This window comes from Nocardiopsis sp. NPDC058789, from assembly GCF_042745575.1.
GTDB classification, from domain to species: domain Bacteria; phylum Actinomycetota; class Actinomycetes; order Streptosporangiales; family Streptosporangiaceae; genus Nocardiopsis; species Nocardiopsis eucommiae.
Map to the genome: position 1 here is coordinate 179506 of NZ_JBHYOW010000001.1, position 11677 is coordinate 191182.

The following is an 11677-nucleotide window of genomic DNA, read 5'->3' on the forward strand; positions in this document are numbered from 1 at the left end:
CCCACGACCTGAGGAGCACGGTATGCGGGCCACGAAGGTAGCCGACTGGGACGACCTGGAGCCCCTCCGTCCCGCCCACGCGCGGGTCTCCAACGTTGACCTGGCCGTGATCCGCCTGCCGAGGTCCTCCGTGTCCGCCGACGACCCGACCCCGGCCACGGACGCGGAGGCCACGGGCTCCGGTGACGAGGTGAGGGTCCTGTTCGGACGCTGCCAGCACCGGGGCGCGCTCATGTCCGACGCCACCGTGGAGGACGGCGACCGGCTGGTCTGCGGGGTCCACGGCTCCGTCTACGACGCGCGCAGCGGCGTCAACCTCTACTACGAGGGCGAGGACCTGGAGCGGTTCGAGGCCTGGGTGGAGGACGGCGGGGTCTGGGTCGACGAGGACGAGATCCGCGCCTGGGAACGGGACCACCCGCAGAACTTCGACCGCTCCGCCTACCAGGGCTCCTACGCCGACTTCGAGGGCACCCCCGAGGAACCCTTCAACGACCGCATCCACCAGCTGGCCGAGGAGGGGCTCACCCGGGTGGGCCACCACGGCGAGGTGGCGGCGATGGGCGTGCCCCGGGACGAGCTCCCCTCCTGGGACGACCTCCAGATCGTCACCGCCGAACTCCACCGGCCTCCCCTGCTCGACGACGATCCGGTGGGCACCAGCGTGGTGGTCGGCCCCAACGCCCGCCGCCCGCTGGTCCTGGACATCCCGCTCCTGGTCTCGGACATGAGCTTCGGCGCGCTCTCCGCCGAGGCCAAGACCGCGCTGTCCCGGGGCGCGGAGCTGGCGGGCACCGGCATCTGCTCCGGCGAGGGCGGGATGCTCCCCGAGGAGCAGGAGGCCAACAGCCGCTACTTCTACGAGCTCGCCTCGGCCCGCTTCGGCTACACGATGGAGAAGGTCGCCCGCTGCCAGGCCTTCCACTTCAAGGGCGGTCAGGCCGCCAAGACCGGGACCGGCGGCCATCTGCCGGGCAGCAAGGTGAGCGGACGGATCGCGGAGGTGCGCGACCTCCCGGAGGGGGTCCCGGCCATCTCCCCGTCCCGGTTCCCCGATCTCGTCTCCGTCGCGGACTTCCGTCGGGTGGCCGCCGAGGTGCGCGAGGCCACCGGGGGCATCCCCGTCGGCTTCAAACTGTCGGCCCAGCACATCGAACGCGACCTGGACGCGGCGCTCCAGATCGGGGTGGACTACGTGATCCTGGACGGCCGGGGCGGCGGCACCGGCGCCGCCCCCCTGCTGTTCCGGAACAACATCTCCGTACCGACCATCCCGGCGCTGGCCCGCGCCCGGCGCCACCTCGACCGGCTGGGCCGCCGCGACGTCACCCTGATCATCACCGGGGGGCTGCGGGTGCCCGCCGACTTCGTGAAGGCGCTGGCCCTGGGCGCGGACGTCGTCGCGGTGGCCAACTCCGCCATGCAGGCCATCGGCTGCCTGGGCATGCGCGCCTGCCACACGAACAACTGTCCCGTGGGCATCGCTACCCAGCGGCCGCACCTGCGCGCCCGTCTGCCCGTGGCGGAGGCCGCCGAGCGGCTGAACCGGTTCCTGCGCTCCTCGGTGGAGCTCATGCAGGTGATGGCCCGGGCCTGTGGGCACGACCACCTGAACGGGTTCGAGCCCGACGACCTCGTGGCGTGGAAGCGCGAGCTGGCAGACCTGTCCGGGGTGTCCTACGGCGGCGTCTCCGTCTGAGCGGAGCCCGGTCTCGACCGACGCGCCCACGCCCCTCAGCTCCGTGGGGCCACCGCCGCGTTCAGCCGCTCCACCGCCTCGGCCAGCAGGTCGCGCCCGTCGAGGTCGGTGTGGCCCAGCGGGAGCATCTCGCGCAGGGGCGCGTGCTGGGTGTCGCCACGCAGGTGGGCCTGGAGAACGTCCTTCCAGGTCCGGGGCTTCACGGCGAAGGACAGGTGCAGGGAGAGCTCGTCCGTGGCGGTCCCGGCGTGCGGGTGGCCCCGTGGGATGTACAGCGTCCGTCCCGGGGTGAGCACCGTCTCCAGGACGGGGTCGAACGCGGGCTGGGAGTCGGCGCTCGGGACCGTCGGCCACGGCGTGTCCGGGGCACCCACCGACCAGCTCTTGGAACCGTGGACCTGGCAGAGGAACCCGCTGGCCAGGTCGTAGTGCGGACGCACCCCGGAGTTCCCGGCGGGGGTCAGGAAGGCCGCGCAGTAGACGCCGAAGCCCAGTTCCTCCTCCAGTTCCGTCGCGAGCCTCTCCACCTCGGGGACGAGGAGCCGGACCTCCTCGAAGACGATGGTCGCCCCGGCGTCGTGGGCGCGTAGCAGCGCGGACCGGTCGGCCAGGGGCTCCCTGCCCCGGCCGGGTCGTCCCCGGTCCGCACTGAACTCCTCCTGGGGAAGGGGGGCGCCGTCCTGGAACACCCGGAAGCAGGAGGCGGGCAGACCGGCCCGGTTGACCAGCGACAACGCCGCTTCCAGGGGAAAGGCCTCCGTCACGGCGGGTCCGGCCTCGGCGACCACCGGGCTGCGCTCCCAGTGGTCGAGGAAGGCGTCGGTGTCCCCGACGATCCGTGCGAGGACGGGGTGGTCGCCTCCGAGGGGTCGCGGAGTGGGGCTGGCGGGCGTCATGTGGTCTCCCTGACCGGAGTGGTGCGTGACTCGGCTTCCCGTTCGGCGGTGATCAGGACCGCCAGGCGCGGCACGTGTGCGGCCGGTGGCAGCGGCGGCTCCCCGGCCCGCGCCCTGACGAAGGCGTATCCGCTGTCGGCCGCGAGCGCCCGGGCCTCCCGGCCAGCCTCCGACGCAGGCTCCAGCCCGTCCAGTTCGCTGAGCACCGCGAACAGCTCCGCCTCGTCCCGCAGTGCGCGACAGTGGTCCGCTGTCCGGTGAAGGATCCGGGCGCCGTCCTCCGCGCGCCCACGAGAACGCAGGACCTCGGCCCCCGCGCGCAGGACGGCCACGAGGTCGGCCGACGGCGCGCCCTTCACCAGGATGTCCAGGCACCGCAGGAGGGAGTCGGTCCGCGACCCGTCGGCCGAGGCCGCGTGGATCTCGACGGCGGTGCCCGCCAGCGTCGGCACGGTCCCCGGTGGGATCTCCGGGAGCCGCGCGCCGCCCCTCAACGCGAGCAGCGCGGAGGCCTCCCGCACGTGCGGAAGCGCGCCCGCCGTCCCCTTCCATCGGCTGACGTGTGCGGCCAGCAGGTCCGCGCGCCGCCCGCGCGCCAGGGCCTTGGCGGTCTCCACCACGTGGGTGTTGGTGACGAAGGCCCGGCCGCTCTCGGAGCCCAGGACGTCCTCGGCCTCGTCCGGTGTCAGGCCGTGGTTTGGTCCGGGGCCTTCGGCGAAGACACCCGCCTCGTGCAGCCCCTGAGGAGAGGGGAAGTGCGGCAGCGCGCCCTCCCAGTCACCGCGGATCACCCGGAGCCGCCCGAGGTTGATCCAGGGCTGGAGGACGCGGACGGTCTCGGCACGGGGTAGCAGCCCCCTCCGGACGAGGGAGAGCAGGACGCGGGCCTGGCGCCGACAGGACCTCTCGCTCTCCGCGAGGTCACCGGCCATCGCGAGGACCAGTGCGCCCCGGTTCGCGGCCCGGCAGAAGGCCTCGGCGTCGAAGGGGGTCCGGCGCGACGCCCGGTCCATCTCGGCGGCGCACTCCCGTGCCCGTTCCCAAACCGACACCTTGGTCAGACGGTTCTCGGGGGACAGCAGGCGCAGGGGAAGGTCATGAACCGGTGCGGGCATCCGCCCCCACCTCCTTGTTCCTGGGCGCGGGCCGCTGCGGGCGCGCGGCGCGGTGCATCTGGGGCGGGGCCGACCAGAACGTGTCGATCTCCAGGGAGCCGTCGCGTGAGCGGATGTCCGCCCGTGCCGGGACGGGGAGCGACTCGAAGGTGTCTCCCTCGACGCTGATCAACCGGTTGTCGAACGAGAACACGCAGGGGACTCCTCGTGCCGCCAACTCACCCGGCACGTCGAACCCCCTCCCGCTGTTGACGTTGACCAGACGGGTCGGCCCCCGGCCGGGGGTCCGGGCGATGAGCCACTCCCCGCTGTGTGAGGCGCGGATCGCGTCGGCCTCGACGCCGAGTTCCCGTCGGTAGACGGGGTCGGAGGGGTCGGTCTCGGTGCGGTGGAACCGCGCCGTCCCGGGGGAGGCGGCCGGGACCGCCCAGACACCGCCCAGCACCTCCTCGTAGCAGGCCAGACGGTAGGTCTCGGCACCGGGCAGGTTCGCGGTCTCGGTCGTCCCGGTGACGGGGTCCGTCCGCAGGACGGTCCCGTCCGAGAGCACGCACAGGACGGCGCGCCGGCGGTGCTGCCAGGCCAGGAGCAGCGGCGGCGCGGAGAGCCGACGCGACACGGGGTCCGCGGCCCCGGCCAGCAGGACCAGTTCCTCGGTGGAGGCCACGACCAGGCGACCTCCGCCCGTGCCGGGTGCGGGGGCGTCGAGCAGCAGGGCTCCGGGTTCCGCCGTGCCCTCGTCCCGCAGGCCCTGCGCGGGGCTCCACGACCGGACGGTCGCGCCGTCCTGGAGGAGGAAGCGCCCCGTGCCCGCCCCGGCGTACACGGAGGTCCCCGGCCCCAGTTCGGTGATCCGTCCGCTCCGGGGGCCCCACAGTCCGAGCGCCCTGACCGGCCCGGACTCCGAGGTCCAGGCGCACCAGGTGCCGTCGTCGTCCGCCGCGACCTCAGCGCGGCGCGGGCCGGTCACCGCTGCCTCCCGTTGGAGGCCGCCGTGGTGATGGTGGGTCCGATCCAGACCTTCTGCGGCGGGCAGGGACGCGTCCCCTCCTGGATACGCACGAGGGGGCAGTGCGCGCCCTGGCAGGAGGGGCGGAAGAAGCAGGAGTGGCAGCCGGAGTCCGTGGCGTCGTCGTTGTCCACCCACAGGCTCATCAGCTCCGGGTCCAGCCCCAGGTCGCCCTCGGCGTCGAGCCGTCCCACCGCGTTGCGGGGGTCGCGCAGGGCCACGGTGCACTTGTTGACCACCCCGTTGGGGCGGATCACGAAGGACCACGGAGAGGCCGCGTAGCAGACCGAGCCGTTCGGTCTCAGGAACACGTCGTCGGCCGTGGTCAGGCCCGCCTCCGTCGCGTTCGAGCAGAGGTCGAGCTTGGTCATCTCCGCCTGCTTGCCCGCGTAGGCCTCGGACTCCTCGCCCTGCGGGCCGCCCCAGTCGCCGACGGGACGGTAGATGACCCTGAAGCGGGGATCCCCGGCGTAGAGCCCGCCCAGCTGGTCGATGAGCTCGGGCACGTGGACGCTGTTCGCCTCGGTGAAGTTGGTCCGGACGATCACGCGGAAGTCCGCGTCCGTCTCCGCCATCCGCGTCAGGTTGGCGATGATCTCGTCGAAGGTCCTTCCCCCGCCCATGAGGAAGCGGGAGGAGTCGTGCGTGTGGGCCGGGCCGTCCAGGGTGACCTGGTAGTTGCTGATGCCCAGTTCGACGCAGCGCCGCGCGACCTCGGGGGTGAGCAGCAGGCCGTTGGTGGTGATGCCCGCGCTGTACTCGATGCCCTCCTCGGCGCAGAACTCCAGGAAGAAGGTGCTGAGCTCCTCGATCACGTCGAAGGCCACCAGCGGCTCGCCGCCGAACCAGGCGACCGTGAGGCTCTCGATCCCCTGCTCGCGCCGGTAGCGCCTGACCAGTGACCTGACGCCCTCCCGCACCTCGGTGAGCATGCGGCCCAGCGCGAAGTCCTCGTAGCAGTAGGTGCACCGGAAGTTGCACGCCTCGGTCGGCATGATGATCAGTTCGAGGCGGTCGGTCCGGGTCTTGCGCCGGTCGCGCAGGGCGTCGGCCTCCGCCAGCTCGTCGTGGTCCTCGGCCACCAGGAACCCCTTGGTGACCAGGGTGTCGAAGAGGCGCGACTCGTCGGCGGCCTCCGAACCGGGACGGCTCAGGACGCTCCTGCGGTTGTGCAGGAGATCGTGCACCCGTCGGCCGACGGGGTCCTGGACGCGGAACACGCTCCCGCGCATCGAGTTGTACAGAACGACCGCGTCACCGTCGTCGGTCCTGGTGACGACGTTGAACCGGGAGGGTCGGAAGGTACTGGTGACGGTGGTGTCTGCCATGGTCGGTCCTCTGGTGCCGCGGGTTGTGAGACCAGGGCCCCGTGGCGGGAACCGGGATCCTCCGGTGACGCCACGGGGCCTGTGACTACCTCGTCCTCGACCGCTGGGCCGAGGACGGTCTCGGGCTGCTAGCAGCCGAAGTCGATGACCGAAACCTCGTCACCAGCGACGGACTCGGTGATGATCTCCTCGAACTCCTGCATGGGAACCATTCCTCTCAGTAATGTGAAAAACAGGGGGAGAAACACGGGACAGGCAGACCCGAATTCTCACGATGAATCCCTGGCATTCGCGTCGAAGCACAATCGCGAACGGTGCCGAGTCTAGGAGTCCTATTTTTCCCGTGTCAACACTCGAAGATCGCTTTTCATCAGTTTTCCCCAAGCCCGTCAATCAACCGAAAAAAGGCATGGCGAAACGACCGAGGGCTCGGTGTGCCATCAATACGGGGATCCTCGGATCCCAGGTCGAACACACGGAATACACCCTCGGCGCCTCGCCCGGACGATCGGATTCACATTCTTCCGGTCACCCTTCGCGCACACCTTTCATTCAATGAGCCTGATCCTTCTCCTTTTCCAGGGAGGCGGCCCGTGCCCGCAGGGCCCGGCGGTCCGGCTTGTCGGTACGTGTACGGGGGAACTCGTCCAGCAGGTGGATCTCCCTGGGCCGCTGGTGTACCGGGAGGTGCTCCCGCAGGGCGAGTCGCATCAGGGGGAGCGCCCGCTCCCGGTCCCGCGCGTCCACCACGGCGAACGCCACCAGCCGGTCCCCCCTGGCCCGACCGGTCGGGAGGCCCACCACCGCCGCCTCCCGCACCGGGTCGCAGGCGGCCAGGACGTCCTCGACGAACCTCGGCGGGATGGTCTCCCCGTGGACGACCAGGGACTCCTTGATGCGTCCCTCGATGACCAGGTGGCCGTCGGGTTCGACCGACCCCCGGTCCCCGGTGCGCAGCCATCCGTCCTCGGTGAAGGCGGCGGCGTTGGCGGCGTCGTCGTCGAGGTAGCCGTCCATCAGGCCCGGCCCGTGGAGGAGCACCTCCCCCTCGGCCGGGTCGATCCGGGCGGACGACCCCTTGATGAGGGGGCCCACCGTGCCGGGCCGCCAGTTCCCGGGCAGTGACTGCGTCACCCAGGCCACCGTCTCCGAGAGCCCGTAGCCGTCGTGGATCGGGCCGCCGACCAGTTCCGCGTACTCGCGCACCAGGCCGACCGGGAGCACGTCGCCGCCGCAGCCGCGGAAGCTCAGCGCGCCCAGCGCGGCCGCCAGTTCCCGGTCGCGGCGGGCCGCGACCAGGAGCGCGGCGTACATCGAACCGACACCGTCGAGCCGTGTGTGGGAACCCTCGCGCAGCAGTCCGGCCACCCGGTCCATGTTCAGCCGCGACTCCACGTGCATCTCGAACCCGTGCGAGAGCCAGTACTGGACGATGCCCCAGCCGTACGAGTTGAGGAGGGACATCGGGACCAGCATCCGGTCCCGGGTGTCCACCTCGGCGTGGGCGGCGACGTCGTACCGGTGGTAGCCCACGGCCGCGTGCGAGAGCTCCACCGCCTTGGGCTCGCCGCTGCTGCCCGAGGTGTACAGCAGGGTGTGCGCGGACTCCGCGAAGTCGGGCAGTCCCGTGTCCGGTTGGGCCGTCACCGACGGAGCGCCGTCCGCCCCCGGGGCGACCACGGCGGCCACCCGCCGGGTGCGGGCGACGCTGCGCCACCGCTCTCCCTGGCACAGCACAGGGAAACCGAGCGACTCGGCGGCCAGGGCCGTGACCACGGCGGTGCGGGGGTCGTCACGTGCGATGACGACCCCCCGGCCCGGTCCGGCACCGGCGGACGCCAGGGCCGTGGCGAGCGCCGCGGTCTCCTGGTGGAGTCGGCCGCGCGGGATCTCCTCGCCGTCGATGACCAGTCTTCCTGTCACCTGTCCCTCCCTCTCACGTGGTGGACGCGACCCGGCCGCCGCTCACCCGGGCGGGGCCCGAGTCGGGGACCGCCAGGCCGCGTGCCCGGGCGTCGGGCACCAGGACCGTCACGTCGAAGTGCTCCTTGGTCAGCCGTTCGAACAGGTTGCCCGGGCCGACCACGTGCACCCGTCTCACCCCGAGGTCGCGGAGGCGGTCCACGACCAGGGGGAAGTCGACCGGCGTGACGCAGTCGTCCCGCAGCAGGGAACGCAGCTCCTCCGCGGAGTCGACGAGCACGCCGTCCGCGCCCCGGACGAAGCCGAGCCGCGCGTCCCGGAAGCGGAAGCCCGCCACGGCCTCCCCGATCCGGTCCCGCAGCGGGGCGTTCACCCCGCTGTGCTCGGCCTGGGGGAAGGTGAGCACGGGCACCCCTCCCCCGGCCCGGACGGCCCGTTCGAGCCGGGGGAGGCTCCCCGCGGAGACGTTGAGCAGGTGGATGGTGTCACTGAAGTGACCCGCCACCTCGGCCCACCCGCCCTCGGCGGCCACCTCCGCGACCAGCTCCGCGAGGCGGTCCCGCCCGACCCGGTACATGAAGTGCGAGACGAGCCCGTGGTCGGTGGCGTTCCACGTGTTCTCGCACTCCGCGACCGCCTCTCCGAGCCGCATCACGTCCGCGAAGGACAGCGCCCCGCAGTAGTGCAGCGCGGGCAGGTGCCCGATGCTCGCCGCCGCGCACACGTCGGCCTCGCCGTCCTCCTCCCTGGCCCGGTCGGCCAGGGCCACGCAGGTGACGAGGTAGGCCTGCCGCGCCTCGGGGGAGTAGGACTCCGTGGCCTGGGAGAAGCGGGGCAGGACGTGCTGGCCCAGGACCTCCTCGGCCTCCTCCAGACGGGCACGGGCGTAGGGGTCGGTCTCCAGGAACTCGCCGACCTTGGCGTGCAGCGGCGGCACCGTCCCGCCGAACAGCACGGCCCTCACGACCGGACCGCCGGCTCTGCCGCGAACGAGGACGCCTGGTCGAAGCGGACGACGCTGGCCCGCCTGGCGGTGGTCATGAACCGGAAGGACTTCCCGATGAAGTGGCCGGGTCCGACCACGACGAACCGGGTCGTGCCCAGGTCCAGGAGCCGCTCGATCCCCCTGGCCCAGTGGACGGTCCGGGTGTACTGGGTGATCAGGGCGTCGCGCACCGCCTCGGCCGTCGCCAGCGGAGTGGAGTCCATGTTGCAGATCAGCGGCACCCTGGGGACGCGGACCCGGTCGCGCTGCCCCCACTCGGCGGCGAAGCGCTCCTCGGCGGGCGCCAGCATGGGCGAGTGGCCGGGCGGCCCGTGCGGGATGCGGACACCGACCCCGCCCCCGGCCGCCGCGAGCTCGTTGACGGCGGTCAGGGCGGCGGCCTCCCCCGAGACGACCATCTGGTCGTCCCCGGTGATGGCGCAGGGCGCGACGTCGTAGCCCCGGGCCGCGAGTTCCTCGATCTTCGCGAACACCGACTCCAGGTCCACGCAGTAGCAGAAGGTGCTCCCGTGGTCCCGCCCGGCGAAGACCTCGCCCTCGACCGTCGCCATGGTCCGCACGGTGCGCACCGCGTCGTCGAACGACAGGGCGCCACCGGCCGCGGCGGCGGTGATCTGCCCCAGGCTCAGGCCCGCCATGTACTCCGCGCCGTCGCGGTACTCGGCGGGCAGGGAGTCGTGAAGCGCCACCCCCAGGGCCACCGACATCGGCCGGATCAGCGGCCCCTGGTTCACCAGGTCCGCGTCGGCGGAGTGGAAGGCCTCCTCCAGGTCGACGCCGATCGCCTCGGAGGCCTGTGCCAGGCGCCGCCGCACGGGAGGCAGCGCCTCGTACAGGTCCCGGTAGTCCCCCGGGCGCATGGCGACCTGGGGGTTGAACAGAATCGCGGTCCCCTGGCTCATCTGGTCTTCGCCATCCCCCGGATCACCGACGTCAGGCCGCCGTCGACCACCATGGTCTGACCGGTCATGTAGCTGGAGCCGTCACGGGTGAGGAAGACGACCGTCTCTGCGATCTCCTCCGGCTGGGCCGGGCGCTGGAGCGGGATGCGCTCGTTGATGATGACCTCCTTCTGCTCGATCGGGAACTGCTGGATCATCCCGGTGTCGTCCGAGTAGCCGGGGGCGACCGCGTTGACCCGGACGCCGTGCGTGGCGAACTCGGCGGCCAGGGACGCGGTGAGCCCGGAGAGCCCGGCCTTGCTGGCGCAGTAGGCGCTCAGCCCGCCCTTGCCGACCAGGCCGAGGATGGACGAGACGTTGACGATCGCCCCGGAGCCCTGGAGCATCATCGGCAGGGCGCACGCCTTGATGCAGTGGTAGGCGCCCACGAGGTTGGTCTGGATGACGTCGGTCCAGCCCTCGGTGGAGTCCGTGGAGACGATGGTGCTCGCAGTGCAGATACCGGCGTTGTTGACCAGGATGTCGATGCGGCCGTGTTCCCTGGTCAGTTCCTGGACGGCGGCCGAGACCGCCTCGTAGTCGCGCACGTCGACCCTGAGCGCCCGGGCCGACCCGCCCGCCGCGCGGATCTCCTCGGCCGTCTTCTCCGCGACCTCGGCCCGGTTGAGGTAGCCGACGGCGACGGTGGCGCCGAGGTCGGCCAGGCGCGTCGCCACGGCGCGGCCGAGACCGCTGCCTCCCCCGGTGACGAGGGCGACCTTCGATTCGAGTTCCTTTGTCATCTCACGACTCCTCTGCGTAGGCTCTGCGAATGTCCTGTGGCCACTGCTCACGCATGTGTTCGCGCAGGAGTGCGCGGGCCGCGGCCTTGTCCGAGGCGGGAACGGTGTCCCCGAAGAAGGCGTCCCCGGTCATTCCGCTCTCGTCCGCGCTGTAGTACTCCTCGCGGAGGTACGACGTGACGATCGCGTCGTGATAGGCACCGTCGAGGAAGAAGTAGTCGCGCAGGACCCCTTCGATGACCATTCCGGACTTGATCAGCATTCGTACGACGCGGACGTTGAAAGCGGCGGTGACGAACTCGACCCGGTGCGCGTTCTGGGCGTGGAAGAGCTCGTGGACCAGCAGCCACGACGCCTCTCCCCCGCAGCCCGAGTCCCAGAGTTCGCTGTCCCCGATGACACCGCCGACGGTGTAGCTGCCGGGGTACTTGCGCTGGCGCCACTGCACCAGCCCGACCGGGACGCCGTCGTGCGTGCGGACCATCGCGTACCGCTCCGGTCCGCCCGTGACGGCCGCGCGGATGTCCGAGGTGCTCGTGAAGCGGGCGGAGCCGCCGGTGCTGAGCGCCCCGACCATGCCGCGCCGGAACCACTGCGCGACCAGGGGGTACTCGTCCTCCTCGATCGCGGAGACCGTGACCAGGGCGCCCCTCACTCGGCCGTCCCCCCGCGCTCGGAGAGGAAGACGGCGATGGACGCGGGCGTACGGAAGGTCTCGGTCGCGATCTCGGAGACGTCGAGGTCGTAGCGCTGGCGCAGGTCGGCGAGGAACCTCAGGACGTCCATGGAGTCGATCCCGTAGTCGCACTGCGGGCCGAACAACTCCTCCTCGCTGCCGATCGACTCCGGTTCCACGTCGATCTCGAACAGCTCGACGTAGACCTTCTTGACTTCGCTTTCGTAGGACTCGATGGCACTCATCAGACAATTCCAATCACTGTGGGGATGATGGATTCTCTTGTATGTTCATTCCTGGCCGACACGGATTCATCGAACCGGAAGAACGAGGTGGAAAAT

General features: G+C 71.5%; 11 protein-coding genes. 1 reads left to right on the top strand and 10 read right to left on the bottom strand.

The window, feature by feature from the left end:
* The first annotated feature begins 22 nt into the window (after positions 1-22).
* A complete protein-coding gene (locus ACFW3L_RS00820; RefSeq protein WP_378734855.1) occupies positions 23-1699 on the top strand; it encodes a glutamate synthase-related protein in 1677 nt (558 codons plus the stop codon).
* A gap of 35 nt (positions 1700-1734) precedes the next feature.
* On the opposite strand, the gene ACFW3L_RS00825 is transcribed toward ACFW3L_RS00820, so the two are convergent.
* The 10 genes from ACFW3L_RS00825 to ACFW3L_RS00870 form a co-directional block, all read right to left on the bottom strand.
* On the bottom strand, positions 1735-2595 hold the full coding sequence (locus ACFW3L_RS00825) for a JmjC domain-containing protein (protein WP_378734857.1): 861 nt from the start codon (positions 2593-2595) through the stop codon (positions 1735-1737).
* Positions 2592-3710 (bottom strand): hypothetical protein, encoded by a 1119-nt coding sequence (locus ACFW3L_RS00830; protein ID WP_378734859.1) that lies wholly within the window; start codon positions 3708-3710, stop codon positions 2592-2594. Before ACFW3L_RS00830 ends, ACFW3L_RS00825 begins: the two co-directional genes overlap by 4 nt.
* Positions 3691-4680 (bottom strand): hypothetical protein, encoded by a 990-nt coding sequence (locus tag ACFW3L_RS00835; RefSeq protein ID WP_378734861.1) that lies wholly within the window; start codon positions 4678-4680, stop codon positions 3691-3693. Before ACFW3L_RS00835 ends, ACFW3L_RS00830 begins: the two co-directional genes overlap by 20 nt.
* Positions 4677-6047, bottom strand: coding sequence for a radical SAM protein (locus tag ACFW3L_RS00840; RefSeq protein WP_378734863.1), 1371 nt, complete (start codon positions 6045-6047; stop codon positions 4677-4679). The genes ACFW3L_RS00835 and ACFW3L_RS00840 overlap by 4 nt, the downstream gene beginning before the upstream one ends.
* A 552-nt stretch (positions 6048-6599) precedes the next feature.
* Positions 6600-7970 carry a class I adenylate-forming enzyme family protein gene (locus tag ACFW3L_RS00845; RefSeq protein ID WP_378734866.1) on the bottom strand — a complete coding sequence of 457 codons (1371 nt, stop codon included), beginning with the start codon at positions 7968-7970 and terminating at the stop codon, positions 6600-6602.
* A 13-nt stretch (positions 7971-7983) separates the two neighbouring features.
* The gene (locus tag ACFW3L_RS00850) at positions 7984-8934 is read right to left on the bottom strand and encodes an ACP S-malonyltransferase (RefSeq protein WP_378734868.1); all 951 of its coding nucleotides are present in this window, start codon (positions 8932-8934) and stop codon (positions 7984-7986) included.
* Positions 8931-9878: an ACP S-malonyltransferase gene (locus ACFW3L_RS00855; protein WP_378734870.1), complete on the bottom strand. Its 948-nt coding sequence runs from the start codon at positions 9876-9878 to the stop codon at positions 8931-8933. The genes ACFW3L_RS00850 and ACFW3L_RS00855 overlap by 4 nt, the downstream gene beginning before the upstream one ends.
* A complete protein-coding gene (locus ACFW3L_RS00860) occupies positions 9875-10660 on the bottom strand; it encodes an SDR family NAD(P)-dependent oxidoreductase (protein WP_378734872.1) in 786 nt (261 codons plus the stop codon). Before ACFW3L_RS00860 ends, ACFW3L_RS00855 begins: the two co-directional genes overlap by 4 nt.
* Position 10661: 1 nt before the next feature.
* Positions 10662-11315 carry a GNAT family N-acetyltransferase gene (locus ACFW3L_RS00865; protein WP_378734874.1) on the bottom strand — a complete coding sequence of 218 codons (654 nt, stop codon included), beginning with the start codon at positions 11313-11315 and terminating at the stop codon, positions 10662-10664.
* Complete coding sequence (locus ACFW3L_RS00870) at positions 11312-11581, bottom strand: acyl carrier protein (protein ID WP_378734877.1); 270 nt, start codon at positions 11579-11581, stop codon at positions 11312-11314. Before ACFW3L_RS00870 ends, ACFW3L_RS00865 begins: the two co-directional genes overlap by 4 nt.
* Positions 11582-11677 lie beyond the last annotated feature (96 nt).